This is a genomic window from Chitinophaga sp., from assembly GCF_039596135.1.
In the GTDB taxonomy this organism is placed as follows: domain Bacteria; phylum Bacteroidota; class Bacteroidia; order Chitinophagales; family Chitinophagaceae; genus Chitinophaga.
The window spans coordinates 76,213-91,138 of sequence record NZ_JBCNKH010000023.1 but is presented as its reverse complement, the minus strand read 5'-3'; the positions used below and the strand labels follow the sequence as shown (position 1 = coordinate 91,138).

Below are 14,926 nucleotides of genomic sequence, written 5' to 3'. Positions count from 1 at the left end.
GTATTTAAAGGCAGGAAAACAGCCAGGTACTGGCCAAAGCCATGACAGATGTAACCATCCTCGTCATCCCGCTGGAATACATGGACGAATGGCTGGGCAAATACAAAAGCTGGCACTACTTCGTGATAAGAACATGGCGCTCACGATACGAAGATCTCCTCCAGACCGTCAATGCCATTGCCTTTAAAAAAATGGACGAACGACTGGAATTTTATATAAAAGAACGTGTCAGCAAAATGGGGCGTCATATCAAACTCACCCACCAGGAAATAGCTGATGACCTCAATTCTTCCCGGGAAGTAATCAGCCGGCTCATGAAGAAGATGGAGAAAGATGGCTGGATCATCATACACCGCAATGCATTTGAATGGATCAAATAAAAAGCTCCCGTAAGGGAGCTTTTAACTTTCATTCACACAGGTTTTCCACGTTCTATACCCGCCCGACATATTCCAAACCCTGTTAAACCCATTTTGCAACAACACACGCTGTGCTAAATACCCTCTCAACCCTGCCTCGCAATAAATATAAATATCCTTATCACGCGGAATAGATGACAGCTTATTCCGTATTTCATCCACAGGAATATTGATAGATCCCTTTACATTCCCCATCTCATACTCGTCCGGTGTACGCACATCGATCAGTACATCCTCATAAAAATCCAGGTTCTCCAGGTCATCCCAGTAAATTACATGCAGTCGCTTCAGCAGGATGTTTTCTGCCACCATACCCGCAATATTAATAGGATCCTTTGCAGAAGAATAAGGCGGCGCATATGCCTGCTCAAATTCAACCAGGTCGTAGATGGTCTTTTTTTGTTGAATTAAAGAAGAGAGGATATCCAGTCTTTTATCAACCCCGTCATACCCCGCAATCTGTGCACCGAGCAACTGCCCATCACCGGGTGCAAATGTGAGCTGGATCGTCATCTGCCTGGAGCCCGGATAATAACCTGCATGAGATACACCATGTGTTGTAGAAACAATATGCTCAATATTACCCGCTTTCAGGTGTTTGGAAGCAAGACCCGCAGACCCCACCGTCATGTCAAAAACCTTTACAATAGCGGTATTGATAGAGCCATTGTATGGTTGCACATTTCCATGCACCAGGTTATTCGCACAAATACGTCCCTGTTTACTGGCCGGTCCGGCAAGGAAGGTATTCATAGCAATGCCTGTCACCGGGTTTTCGAACTCGATCACATCGCCCACTGCATAAATATTGGGATCGGATGTTTGCAGGTATTCATTGACAATAATCCCTTTGCCTGTTTCTAACCCGGCGGCTGTTGCGAGCTGCAGATCGGGTTTCACACCGATAGACAGGATGACCATATCGGCGTTGATCACATCCCTGTTATTCAGAACAACCTCATTTTTATTGAACGAAGTCACCGCCGTATTTAAATGTAGGGTAATGCCTTTCTTACGAATGTGTTGTTGAATAATCGCCGCGATTGGAAAATCTACCGGCGCCAGTATCTGTGCCCCCATTTCTACAATCTCTACTTCTATACCCAGGCCATGAATGTTTTCGGCCATTTCCAGACCAATAAATCCTGCCCCTACAATAACTACTTTCCTGATGTTCGCCTGTGAAATGTGGTTTTTGATTTTATCCGTGTCGTTTACATTTCTTAAAGTAAAAATCCCTTCATTGTCAATACCGGGCAGGGGCGGGCGTATGGGTTCCGCCCCCACGGAGAGCACTAACTTGTCATAGGTTTCCTCGTATTTCCTGCCCGAAGGCTGGTGAAATACCCTGACGGTTTTATTTTGCGGATCAATGTCAGTCACAGTTGAATTGACCCGTACGTCTATATTGAATCGTTTTGAAAATGAGGTGGCAGTTTGTACAAACAGTTTGTTCCTGTCTTTGATTACATCCCCGATGTAGTAAGGGAGACCACAGTTGGCATAGGAAATGTACCCGCTTTTTTCAAAAATGATAATTTCAGCATGCTCGTCTAATCTTCTTAACCGGGCCGCAGTAGATGCACCCCCTGCTACTGCGCCAATAATCAGATACTTCATAAATTAAAATGGTGGTTTTTAATTAAATAGTTTTCATCTGAAGACAAAACTATCATCCGGCGAAGATGCTGAAAGTAACTTTTGTTACATAGGGCTATAATCCTGTAGTCTGATGACTTTTATCAGGATGTAATATTACTTACTGAACCCCGGCGGTCAGTTTGCTGCTTTAGTGTCAAATCGTGATACTATATTAACTCTTATTTAAAATCCCTCGAATCCGGAATAACCGTCATATTCCGTAATAACTTAGAAAAGTTATAACACTTCTTTACAATCACATGCACCACCTGCCCTTCTCTTTGTAAAGTACCTTCTACCATCAATAATTTAGACTGCACAATATCACTTTTGAATTGGGTGAATGTCTGCTGAAACACCACCAGGTTACTACACCCCGTTTCATCTTCAATGGTAATAAAACACACCCCCGATGCAGTACCCGGCCGTTGCCTGACCAGTACAAGCCCCGCTACTTTTACAGGAGTTCCATTCACCCCATTATTCACCTCCGCTGTAGTGGAGATATGCAAAGCGGTCAATTGTTCCCGTACAAAGCTGACCGGATGCGCTTTGAGTGATAAAGCCGTAGTCGCATAATCCTGCACCACATGCTCCGGCATACTCATTAATGGTAATTCAATCTGGTGCTCATAGGCTGTTTCCGAAGGCTGGCCGGCAAACAGGGCAATGGGATGATCGTGCAAGGCAGATACTTCCCACAGCGCTTTTCTTCTGTCCAGCCCAATGGACCGGAATGCATCTGCATTGGCCAGCTTTTCTAAAGTAGCCAGTTTGATGCCTGTATCATACAATTGATTGATCGATTGGTATCCATCCCCACGATTTTTTATAAGCAAATCAATATCGTCTTCCCGCAGCCCTGTTACCTGTCTGAAACCTAATCTCATAACCAGTTTCCCTTCCAAAGTATTGTCCCACATAGAATGATTAATATCAACGGGTCTGACATTTACATCATGCTTCCTTGCATCCGATACGATTTGTGCAGGCTGATAAAATCCCATAGGCATACTATTCAGCAATGCCGCTGCAAATACATCGGGGTAAAAGCATTTGAGCCAGGAGGAGACGTATACTAACAGCGCAAAACTGGCAGCATGCGATTCCGGGAAACCATAAGCCCCAAATCCTTCCAGTTGGCGGAATACGCGCTTTGCAAATTCTTCCTTGTAGCCTTTTTGGACCATTCCGTCAACCAGTTTTTTTTCAAACTGTGTCACTTGTCCCTGTGCTTTGAAGGTAGCCATGCTCCGCCTTAAGAGGTCTGCCTCTGCGGGGGTAAAGTTGGCCGCATCAATGGCAATCTTCATAGCCTGTTCCTGGAATAGCGGTACGCCTAAAGTTTTACCGAGAATATTTTCCAGCTCTTTAGAGGGGTAGTCAACGGCTTCTTCGCCATTGCGTCGTCTTAAATAAGGGTGCACCATGTCTCCCTGGATGGGGCCTGGCCGCACAATAGCCACTTCAATCACAAGATCATAAAATGTCTTAGGGCGTAACCGGGGCAGCATAGATTGCTGTGCCCTGCTTTCAATCTGGAATACACCGATTGTATCTGCATTGCTGATCATTTCATAGACCTTCGGGTCATCCTGTGGAATGTTTGCCAGGGTCAGGTCCAATCCATAATGCATTTTTGCGAGTACAAAAGCTTTGCGGATGCAGGTCAGCATACCCAGTGCAAGGACGTCTATTTTCAGAAAACCCAGTGCATCTATATCATCTTTGTTCCATTCAATGTTGGTCCGGTCTTCCATGCGTGCATTCAGAATAGGGCAGAGGTCTGTGAGCTGGTCCTGGGTAATGATGAACCCACCGGTGTGTTGTCCCAGTTGCCTGGGAAACCCGATCATCTGGTTCGTGAGTTCCACTACTTTCCGTAGGTTCGGATCATCGGGATTTAGCCCTTGTTCTGCCAGTAGCTTTGCATCAAAAGATTCTGTATGCCGGTTAATGGCCTTGGATAATTGTTGCAGGGTATCTACAGAAAGTCCCATTGCTTTGCCTACATCTCTCAGGGCGCCTTTGAAATGTTGTTGAGTAACGGTGGCTACGATCGCCGCCCGGTCACGGCCATATTTATTATAGACATATTGCATCACTTCTTCCCGTCGTTCATGTTCAAAGTCCACATCTATATCAGGAGGTTCATTGCGTGCCGAGGAAATAAAGCGTTCGAACAGCAGATCGAATTTAGTGGGGTTAACAGCCGTAATACCCAGGCAATAGCAGATCGTAGAGTTTGCAGCAGAGCCTCTTCCCTGGCAGAGAATGCCTTGAGACCGGGCGAATTTCACAATATCATACACAGTCAGGAAGTAGGAGGCGTAATTCATTTCTTCAATGAATGTGAGCTCATGGTTAATGGAGTTGGCAATAGAATCGGGGATGTTGTCTCCAAAATGTTCCCTGGCCCCTTGCCAGGAAAGGTCCCGCAATTGCTGTAGGGGTGTTTTATTTTTGTCCAGCACTTCTTCCGGGTAAATATATTCGAGGGTATCCAGCGAAAACTGGCAGGCATTGGCAATTTCAATGGTCCGGCTGATGGCGTCAGGGTATTGCCTGAACAGGCGTATCATTTCTTCAGGGGCTTTCATGTATCGTTCTGCATTGGAGTGCAGTTTAAAGCCCGCTTGTGTGATGGTACATTTCTCTCTTACACAGGTTAATACATCCTGCAACTGGCGGCGGGATGGTTCGTGGTAGTGAACGTCGTTTGTGGCGATCAGGGGGATGTTGTGCTTTTGGGAAAGCTCCTGTAATCTGAAAAATCTTTTCTGATCTGATCCCTGGTAAGTACGAACGGCAGCTAATGAAAGCGCTTGTCCAAATTGTTCTTTGTATTCTTTTACAGCCAGTTTGAAAGTATGATCGAAATCAAATTGATCATTTAATTCATGGGGTGGAATGATGATGAACTGGATGCCTTCTTTGTAATTAAAAACATCCTGTTTATATAATTCGCATTTTCCTTTTTCAGTTCTCAGGTTACCTACGGTTAGTAATTTTGATAGACGGCCATAAGCGGCTTTATTTGTTGGCAGGGCTAATAATCCTGGTCCGTCCTGCAGGCCAAGACTGGCGCCCGGTATGATGCGCATGCCTTTGGCTTTGGCCGCTACATGTGCCCGCACTACACCTGCAAGGGTATTATGATCGGTAATCGCGATTACAGGATATCCATACAGGGCGGCCTGTTCCACCAGTTCTTCGGGATGGGAAGCGCCCCGGAGAAAACTGAAATTACTTGTTACCTGTAGTTCGATATATTTCATTTCACTAAGCAAAAAATCCGTGGATAAACCATTGTGTCTGGTTAACGGCATAGTGTCCCAGGCGGAAGATCCAGTAGCGCCTGCCGGCGGCGTCTTCAACTATGTAATAGTCACGGTGCTCGCCTTCGTCCAGCCACCATTCCCGTTCAATGCGTTCAGGGCCGTCTGCTTTTTTTATTTCGTGCAGTTGATTTTGGAAGCGAAATAGCATAGGTGGGTAGTCTGGTATTGGGGCGGTGACTTCAATGGGTAATGGTGTAGGAAGTAGTTTTTCCGGCCGGGGAGTGTTTAGCTGTTGATGGCTTTCAATGGTACCACCTGCTCTGAAAGCATTTACCTGCTGCTGATTTCCACCAGTCATTATCGATCGAACTTCCTTGTTTTTCTCCTGATTTCCCCCCGTCCGAACCGCCTGTACAGACAACTCCGGCCAGTAATGCGCCACAGGCTGATACCGTTTAATACTACCTGGCCCAATCTTGCTCTCAATCCTATCCAATAACTTCGTGATATTATTATCCGCAGATCCTCCCGCTGACCATATTTTTTCCTGTGCAGTAATCACATCTTCCACCAGCGATGCCTGCAAAATAAACAAGTCAATACCCGGCCCCGGTGCAAGATTCGGTATCTTAAGTTCAAACAGTTTTAACAGGTGAGCCGTATTATTCGAAGCCCCGTTTGTACCAATACTGATTTGTACCACCTGGTCATCCACCCTGTAACAAACTAATGTAGCAGTACGTATCCCTTTCCCTTCCTTTTGCAATTTCCCGCAGATCACATCCAGCAGGTTCGTCAGCGCAATAATAATCGCTTTATCAGTTTTGATTGGATCCAGACTGGACAACCTTTCTTCATACACTGGCGGCACACCAAGTGGTAAAATGTCTTCCCGTTCTGCTCCCAGGGCCTGTTTTAAACGAAGAATAAATGTCTGTCCAAACCGGCGTTTCAAAGCATTTAATGGCAGATGTATAAAATCTTCAATCCTGTGAAAACCCAGTTGCTGCAATTTTGTCAACAGTACATCATCCAGTCGTAACGCAGCAGGAGGGAGGGGGCGCAGTGCCTTCCGTTCCAAACCGCCTGTTACAATCATCGCTTCCTGCCCATATCTTGACACCGCCCATGCGGTACCAATCGTATCAGCCATTGCCCCCCGCACATCGTAGCCATATGCTTTCAATTTAAGCATGATCTCCATGAGGTAATGCTGTTCTCCGCCCCAAAGATGCGCACAACCCGACGCATCGATGAGCAGTCCATCAGGAGGATCAGGTGCCACCACCGGGGAATACCGGATACACCATTGACCCAGGGCGGTTAACAGCTGGAGTTCCTGATCTGGAGGATAATGGGTAACCTGTAATGTAGGAAACAGCGCTTTGGCATCGGCCACTGCCATTCCGCTATAAATACCCAGATTTTCCGCTTTTTTGCAGGTGGCAACTATGAGTTGCTTTCCCCGCTGATTCGCTGAAAATACCAGGGGAAAATCCCCGTAATCCGGATGTTTGCGAACGTACCAATCGGTCAGCAAATGCCGGAACCATATCGCAATATATCTCCCCGCCATGTCTAGCCCACTTTAGATTGAGTGTCGATGGGTGCTGTATATTGAATTCCCATTTCCTGCACCGGCGCTACCTTGACCCCATCTGGCGCCACTCTGAACTCATCCGGCACCACCCTGACCCCATCCGGCACCACCCTAAACTCATCCGGCATCACCCTGACCCCATCTGGCGCCGCCCTAAACTCATCCGGCATCACCCTGACCCCATCTGGCACCACCCTAAACTCATCCTGCACCACCCTGAACCCATCCGGTAACCACGCCACTTTCCATGTACCAGGCTTCCCATTTCTCACTTTCATCAACTCCACCTGCCATTGCGGATACCCCATACCCGGAAAACCATCCGGATTCACACTGGGAAGAGGGGTAATGTGCCACCTGGCAATACTGGCAAGCGTATTTTGCGATCGGAGTGAACGAAGCAAAAGCCCCGTTACCTTACTTTTTTCCACGGCCAGTTGCAACCTCCTGGATTGGGAAAATGAAACCCTTGCAATCTCTGCCACCACCACTCCAATACCATCACATTTCAATGCTTCCTCCATTACCCACAAACTCTCAGGATCAGTGGCCGTCTCTATAAATATGATCTGAAAAGGTTCAATATTGAATTTTTTCAACGCCAGCGGAAACAGGCTCCGGCTGGGGCATATCCAGATGCAGGGCCTTGCATCCGTCAATAATTTTGAAAGTACAGCACTGACAAACCCAAAAGTGGCAGCAGTCTCTTCGCTGGCATGGGCAACGAATTCATGAATAGCCCCTGTGGCAAAGACTCCATTCGGAAATGCCGCTTCTATAGGCCCTAACCCCAGTACATTTTCTTCGTTATTTTTTGATTTAAATCCCTGAAGATGCAATATCTCCTGCTGCAGGCGCTTGAGCACCTCCGCCTTGTCGGTTAGCATAGACCTGGATTTTTTAAAATGAATACTAAAAATATTAGCAATAATACTACATTTTTTAGCTAAAATGTTTTTTTCTTTCAGTAGATTTTTGATATAAAAAAGAGCCCGTATTGAAATTGAAATGCCCCCAAAAGTGTCTAACTCTTGGGGGCATTTCATATCTTACTTTTTTGTGCTCTTTTATTCAGGTACCTAATGAAGTTTTAAGCAATTCTCAGGAGGTTAATTACCTCTAACCACCGGCTTTATCCGCAATAATTCTCCATACGCTACTGCCGCCTTATGCACCTGCACCAGCCAATCTTCCGCCGCATTATCATCCGCTCCATCTGAAATATATTTCAAACAAAGAAATGGAATCTTTTCCTTCATCGCTATCAGCGCAATCGCATACGATTCCATATCCACTACATTATAAGCAGTCGCAGCATGCCCCATTTCAAAATTATCCCCCGTGCCACAAATCCCTTCATTCACTCCATCCATTTTCAACCCGTATTCAATCAATGGGGGCACCCCTGATAACGGCGTTTCATATTGCGCATATCCCAAACCTCTTACATCCATATCACGCTGTATAAATTTCGTACAGCAAACAACCTCTCCTCTCTGAAAGAAACTGCTCCCCGCAGATCCCAGGTTTACTATCAATGCCGGTCTGCTGATCTGTATCGCCTTCGTTAGTTCGTAAGCTGCATTCACCTTACCAATCCCCGTAATCAATGTATGATGACTTTCAAATACTTCCGCCGCTTCAGCTGCCAGTGCAAAAGAGAACAATACATTTTCAAGAGGAAAGGAATATTCCTGATTAATTTGAATCATTGCGCAAAGGTACCACTTAGCACCGTACTATGCAACCCCTGTTCACACCAGACGAATTTCAGAAAGCAAAAAATGACATGGATCCTCCACCCCCTGAAACACCTGACCACAATCAGCAAAATCCCTTCCTCCCTCAGATAAAATTTTATAACTTCGCCACAACTATCACCCTCATTTTGAGAAAAACGGCCGTCATATTAAGCCCTCTTTTATTTTTCATCATCCTCCTCGGAAGTATGAAAAACTCCATATTATATGCGGTCTATGAATACGATACCAAACTCTTTATCGCTGCTTTCTGCGAAAACAAAAACAACCCGCAATTACATTGTAATGGTAAATGCCAACTCGCAAAAATGCAGCGCGAACAAAGAGAAAATGAAACAGAACGCCTGCTAAAAGAACTGCAATCCGAAGCACTGGCCTGTCCCATTCCATCCGGTATCAACCTTTCAAAACAGGAAGTAACTGAACTCACTGCAACCACCTATCCTGTCTTTACTCATCCCATATACTCCTATCTCTTTTGCAACCCGCGTAAGAAACCCCCACAGGCATAACTTCCTCTCAATACAAAATGCCCAAAAATTGAACACCCTAAATGTTCAAAGTAAATGTGCGTGCTTTTTACAAAATGACCGCATATAAGGGCCCTTCTATGCATACTATTTAAAAATATAACCATGAACTTTCTTAAAATATTATTTGTTTTCTGCCTCTTCGTATCCTGTACTAAAAAAGATGATGCCGTAGTTACCAACGACCTCGATGGCTTAACACTCGCCACCACACTCTCCAATGATACCCACAAAGTAGAACTCTACACTGTCAGCGGTAAATTTCAAACCGGTTACAACGCTATATATGTTCAGATTAAAACCGCTGCCGGTGCCATCGTAAACAACGCCTCCGTATCATGGACTCCGCTCATGCACATGATGGGCATGACCCATTCCTGCCCAGCCTCTGCAATCAGTAACCATAAAGGCTATATCGTATTTCAAATGGCAGGCAGTGATGATGAATACTGGGACCTGACAATAAATTACACCATTGATAATGTTGCTTATACCGTAACCGATACCATCGCCGTTTCCGAATCATCCAAACGGGTAGTCCAATCATTTACCGGTAGTGACAATAACCGCTATGTGCTGGCGCTTGTCAATCCAACCAGCCCCGCTGTCGCTGTCAACGACATCTCTATGGTATTGTATAAAATGGAGTCTATGACCAGCTTTACCGTGGTCGATAATTACACCATTAAAATTGATCCGAGAATGACCGGCATGGGCAACCATACCTCTCCCAATAATGTAGACCTGACACAGGGTACAGATAAAATGTATTATGGCAAACTTAGCCTGACCATGACCGGCTACTGGAAAATCAATTTACAACTGCAGGATACCACCGGCACCATCGTAAAAGGCGAAGCTGTAACCGATACCAACGAAGGCAGCAGTATTTATTTTGAATTGGAATTCTAAAAAAATATGTCAGCCGGGGAAAATAGCTCCGGCTGATATGCTGCAAACTGATTGTATGCGTAAATTATCTATACTTTGTGTCGCAGTATTACTGACAATCTCCGCTGATGCGCAATCCGACACCATAAAGACCGACCTGCTCAAAGAAGTGGTGATTATTCACAAACGTTCCATATCTGATAAAACAGATAAACCACTCTCTACCTTAGATAAATACCTTGAAAAGGCAGACATGCTCAACATGGTCAGACGCGGTGCTTACGCCTGGGAACCTTACCTGAATGGCATGAGCTCCGAGCGTAGCGTAGTCACTATCGATGGCATGCGCATCTACGCCGCCTGTACTGACAAAATGGACCCGGTTACCTCTTATGTAGAAATTACCAACCTCGCCAAAGTAAATGTACACAGCGCCGGCGGCCCTTCAATTGCAGGTACAATGGACCTGGTGCGGAATAAAGGTACCTTTGGCGAAAAGAAATTATCCGGCATGGCATTTACAGGTTTTGAAACCAATGGCAGCCAGCGGGTAATTGGAGGTGCTTTATCTTTCACTACTCCTAAACTATTTACTGATATTGATGTCACCTACCGCCATGCCGGCAATTACAAGGCAGGGGGTGGAGATGAAGTACTGTACTCTCAATATACCAAATACAACGTATCTGCTATTGCCGGCTATAAACTCAATGTGCATTCCCAACTGGAAGCCTCCCTCATCTACGACCGTGCTGTAAACGTTGGCTATCCTGCACTCACCATGGACGTTGGGCTGGCCAGGGGTATCATTGCATCCGTTGCATATATTCGTCATGGCTGGCAAACGAAGATCTATTATAATACCATCACCCACGTCATGGATGATAGTAAACGCCCCGTTGTTGCTATTCGTATGGATATGCCCGGATGGAGCCAGACTGCCGGATTTTTATCCACCCTGCAGGGGAATCATCATAAACATAACTGGAAAGCGAACATAAATGGTCATTTTAATAAATCACTGGCTGATATGACTATGTATTCCAATACTGCCGGTGAGAAAGATATGTACATGCTCACCTGGCCGGGGGTATTGACATATTATGGAGAAGTATCCGGGGCGGATAATTACACCCTGTCCCCAAACTGGCATGTAACCATAAGCGGGGGAGCAGGTGTACAGCACAATGTGGTAGATAACCAGCAGGGCTATGAAAGTCTGACAATCTTTTATCCAGATATGCAACGCAGCCATACCCGTTTACTCAAACGACTGTCTGCCGCTTTTAATTATGATCACAACAAATGGCAATATACAATCGGCGCTGCGTATGGCGAACGTGCACCCAGTGTATCTGAAGGCTATGGATATTATTTATACAATAGTTTTGACCGGTATGACTACATCGGTAACCCGGAGATGAAGAATGAGAAATCTGTAAGTCTGAATGCGGCCTTGTTGTTTCGTACTACCCGTTTTTCTGCAAAAGCATCCGGATCCTATTTCCACCTGTTGGATTATATTATAGGAAGGCCAAAGGCCGGGTTGAGTGCGATGACCATTGGTGCCGCCGGTGTGAAAGTATATGAACAACTGAGCTATGCGAACATTTTTAATTGCGCCCTTGATGCGGAGTATAAATTCAATGACCATTTTAACTGGACAAACAGGGTAGGGTATCGCCGTGGAACAGGTGCGCATATCAGGAACCTGCCATTAATACAACCACTTACCTATAGCTCAGGTATTGCCTGGCACCACAAATCTTTCTCCGCCAATGTCACTGCCAGTGGTGCAGCAGCGCAGGATAAATACAACCCTGAATTTGGTGAACAGGCTTTGCCCGGGTATACAATCTTTAATGTATCTGCTGCTTATCAGTTTAATTCCCTGCTATTAAAAATAGGGGCGGAGAATATCTTTGACAGGAACTATACCACTTTCGCTGATTGGAATCGTATACCAAGAATGGGAAGGAACATCTTTGCAAATGTTTTAGTTAATTTTTAAAAAGGAGGTGCGATCATCTGCATCAGCATCTCCTTCCCCGGCATTGCAAACTTGTTTCCCAGGGCCATTCTCAACTCCGCCAATCCCTGGGTAGCCGCCACCAGCATTGTTGCCAGCTGCATCGCATCTCCCTTTACAAAATCTCCTTCCCGCTGCCCTGTCTTAATGATACCTGCCAGCAGTTTTATCGGTTCCAGCTTCCGGCTGTTCAATAGCTTATTCTGCGCTTCATCCTTTGTTTCACACTGCTGACTATAAATAATGAAATAGCAGATGTCAGGATATTTACGAACCCCCAAAAGAAATCCATCTATAAACCCACCTATTTTCTCCCTCGCCCCAATTGGTTGTTTTTTCAAACCATTTAACAAAGCCAGCGACATGTCCATCGCCTCATTTGCCAACGCCAGGTACAAATCATCCTTAGACGAATAATAATGATACATCAGCCCCAGGCTGATATTCGCTTTTCCCGCAATCTCCTTAATATTTGTACCCGCCAGTCCCTTTTGCGCAAACAATTCTAATCCAGCCGCTTTTATCTTCCTGACAGCCTCCTGCCGCATTTCCTCAAATTGCTCTTTTGCTTTAGGCATATATTTTTATTGTTGAATGATCATTCAATAGTAAAGTATTTTATGCAGAAATAAAAGAATAATTATTTGAAATTAACACTAGTTTTATGATTGAAAAATCATTCAATGAAAAACACCCTTATCTCATTTGACGGTACCCCTATTATCTACGAAACCAGGGGCCAGGGCCCCGGTCTTATTATTATTCACGGCGCGCTAAGCGATATCGGAGAATACACACAACTGGCGGCAGCGCTTTCTGAAAAGTTTACCGTACACCTGCTACAGCGACGGGATAGGGCAGGAGCCCGTAAAGATTACAGCATCACCCACGACTGCAATGACTTGCTGGCCTTACAACAGGCTACCGGCGCTGCTTTTCTGTTTGGTCACAGTTATGGCGGATTGGTAGCCCTGGAAGCAGTGGTACATAATAACCCATTTAAAAAAATAGTTGTGTACGAACCGGGTGTTTCCATCGCCGGCAACTGGCACTGGTTAGGGATATATGATGCAGCCATGGCCCGCAATCAATATAGAAAGGCTTTTACCGCATTTGTACAGGGCATGGGGCATAGCCCACTTTCCAAAGCGCCAGCCTGGCTGGCAAATTTAATTTTAAGAATAGCGATTAAGGGCGAAGACTGGCAACTAAAGAAAAGCGTACTGGGTACTAACCTGCGTGAACACCTGGAAGTAAAAAGGCTGGAAGGCAGTTATCGGAAATACGCGTCGTTATCTACGCCAGTCTTGTTGGCCGGTGGAACTGCCAGTCCTGATTTTATTACTCATATGCTCCATGAGTTGAAGCAAACAATTCCCCTGGCAGTGGTTGCGCTATTACCGGGTCTGCATCACCTGTCACCTACGAATCATGAAGATCCTGCAAAGGTAGCAGCGCAGGTGAGTAGTTATTTATCTTCCGGTTGTGAAAAATAGTTCCCCCATCCTCCCAGGATATTCGCCCACCCCTTGTATCTTCTCCCCGAAGAGCCTACATTTGCACCAGGAACTGAACCTGATATCAAATTTTATGATCATTGAACCTAAAATGCGTGGCTTTATTTGCCTGACAGCCCATCCCGCTGGTTGTGCTGAGAATGTAAAGAGACAAATAAACTATGTTAAATCTGAAAAACTCCCCCAGGGGCCCAAAAACGTACTTGTAATAGGTGCCTCTACCGGCTTCGGGCTTTCTTCCAGAATTACTGCTGCTTTCGGCTGCGGGGCCTCCACAATAGGTGTATTTTTTGAAAAAGAACCCCAGGAAGGTAAAACTGCCACCGCCGGTTATTACAATTCAGTAGCTTTTCATGAAGAAGCCAACCGGGCAGGCATATATGCCAAAAGTATCAATGGCGATGCTTTCTCCAACGAAATTAAGCAACAGACCATCGACCTGATTAAAAAGGACCTGGGAACAGTAGACCTGGTTATTTACAGCCTGGCCTCCCCCGTACGTAAGCACCCGGAAACAGAAGTGTTACATCGTTCCGTATTAAAACCAATAAATCAGAGCTACCAGAACAAGACGGTTGATTTCCATACCGGTGTTGTTTCAAACGTATCTATTGAACCAGCCAGTGGCGACGATATTTCCAATACCATCGCCGTAATGGGTGGCGAAGACTGGCAGCTGTGGTTAGAAGCCTTACAGGCTGCCGGAGCACTGGCGCCAAATGTGAAAACCGTTGCTTACTCCTATATCGGCCCTGAACTGACCAATCCAGTATACCGTCATGGCACCATCGGCAGGGCAAAAGATCACCTGGAAGCAACCGCTGTAAAAATTACAGAACTGCTGAAACCACTCCATGGCAGCGCAGTCGTATCTGTAAACAAAGCCCTGGTAACCCAGTCCAGTTCTGCCATTCCGGTAGTACCACTGTATATTTCCCTGCTATACAAGCTGATGAAAGAAAAGGGCATTCACGAAGGCACCATCGAACAAATGGCGCGCCTGTTCAAAGATCACCTGTACGCAGCCAACCCGGTAGCCCTCGATGACCAGGGCCGCATCCGTATCGATGACTGGGAACTGCGTCCTGATGTACAGGCGGAAATCGCTGAACTATGGAAAGGTGTTACCACCGAAACCATCGCTCAGATCGGTGACCTGCAGGGATATAAAGAAGACTTTTTGAACCTGTTTGGATTCAATGTGCCCGGGGTAGATTATACCGTAGAGGTAGATGAGATGGCTGTGATCAAATAAGGT

Annotated in this window: 12 protein-coding genes; 6 read left to right on the top strand and 6 right to left on the bottom strand. The window is 45.7% G+C overall.

The genetic code is table 11. The features are described 5' to 3' along the window. Positions 1-41: 41 nt before the first annotated feature. Positions 42-380 carry a Crp/Fnr family transcriptional regulator gene (locus ABDW16_RS15495; protein ID WP_343670892.1) on the top strand — a complete coding sequence of 113 codons (339 nt, stop codon included), beginning with the start codon at positions 42-44 and terminating at the stop codon, positions 378-380. A 21-nt stretch (positions 381-401) separates the two neighbouring features. Here ABDW16_RS15495 and ABDW16_RS15490 read toward each other — a convergent pair whose 3' ends face one another. From ABDW16_RS15490 to ABDW16_RS15470, 5 genes are all read right to left on the bottom strand, one after another. Beyond that, entirely contained in the window at positions 402-2,039 is a 1,638-nt protein-coding gene (locus ABDW16_RS15490) for an FAD-dependent oxidoreductase (RefSeq protein ID WP_343670891.1), read from the bottom strand. A gap of 200 nt (positions 2,040-2,239) precedes the next feature. Further along, positions 2,240-5,338, bottom strand: a complete 3,099-nt coding sequence (locus tag ABDW16_RS15485; RefSeq protein WP_343670890.1) for an error-prone DNA polymerase — start codon at positions 5,336-5,338, stop codon at positions 2,240-2,242. A 4-nt stretch (positions 5,339-5,342) separates the two neighbouring features. Next, the gene (locus tag ABDW16_RS15480) at positions 5,343-6,917 is read right to left on the bottom strand and encodes a DNA polymerase Y family protein (RefSeq protein WP_343670889.1); all 1,575 of its coding nucleotides are present in this window, start codon (positions 6,915-6,917) and stop codon (positions 5,343-5,345) included. 2 nt (positions 6,918-6,919) lie between these two features. Continuing rightward, on the bottom strand, positions 6,920-7,828 hold the full coding sequence (locus ABDW16_RS15475) for an Error-prone repair protein ImuA (RefSeq protein ID WP_343670888.1): 909 nt from the start codon (positions 7,826-7,828) through the stop codon (positions 6,920-6,922). Positions 7,829-8,050: 222 nt separating this feature from the next. Then, on the bottom strand, positions 8,051-8,653 hold the full coding sequence (locus ABDW16_RS15470; protein WP_343670887.1) for a 5'-nucleosidase: 603 nt from the start codon (positions 8,651-8,653) through the stop codon (positions 8,051-8,053). 236 nt (positions 8,654-8,889) lie between these two features. On the opposite strand from ABDW16_RS15470, the gene ABDW16_RS15465 reads away from it, so the two are divergent. From ABDW16_RS15465 to ABDW16_RS15455, 3 genes are all read left to right on the top strand, one after another. Beyond that, positions 8,890-9,213 carry a hypothetical protein gene (locus ABDW16_RS15465; RefSeq protein ID WP_343670886.1) on the top strand — a complete coding sequence of 108 codons (324 nt, stop codon included), beginning with the start codon at positions 8,890-8,892 and terminating at the stop codon, positions 9,211-9,213. A gap of 123 nt (positions 9,214-9,336) precedes the next feature. Next, positions 9,337-10,143: a hypothetical protein gene (locus tag ABDW16_RS15460; protein WP_343670885.1), complete on the top strand. Its 807-nt coding sequence runs from the start codon at positions 9,337-9,339 to the stop codon at positions 10,141-10,143. A gap of 55 nt (positions 10,144-10,198) precedes the next feature. After that, positions 10,199-12,133, top strand: a complete 1,935-nt coding sequence (locus tag ABDW16_RS15455; RefSeq protein ID WP_343670884.1) for a hypothetical protein — start codon at positions 10,199-10,201, stop codon at positions 12,131-12,133. Here the strand turns inward: ABDW16_RS15455 and ABDW16_RS15450 are convergent. After that, complete coding sequence (locus ABDW16_RS15450) at positions 12,130-12,729, bottom strand: TetR/AcrR family transcriptional regulator (protein ID WP_343670883.1); 600 nt, start codon at positions 12,727-12,729, stop codon at positions 12,130-12,132. The two genes, ABDW16_RS15455 and ABDW16_RS15450, sit on opposite strands and share 4 nt — an antisense overlap. Positions 12,730-12,834: 105 nt before the next feature. Between ABDW16_RS15450 and ABDW16_RS15445 the strand changes: the two genes are divergently transcribed. Next, positions 12,835-13,647, top strand: a complete 813-nt coding sequence (locus ABDW16_RS15445; RefSeq protein ID WP_343670881.1) for an alpha/beta hydrolase — start codon at positions 12,835-12,837, stop codon at positions 13,645-13,647. Positions 13,648-13,741: 94 nt separating this feature from the next. Further along, a complete protein-coding gene (gene fabV / locus ABDW16_RS15440; RefSeq protein ID WP_343670880.1) occupies positions 13,742-14,923 on the top strand; it encodes an enoyl-ACP reductase FabV in 1,182 nt (393 codons plus the stop codon). Positions 14,924-14,926 lie beyond the last annotated feature (3 nt).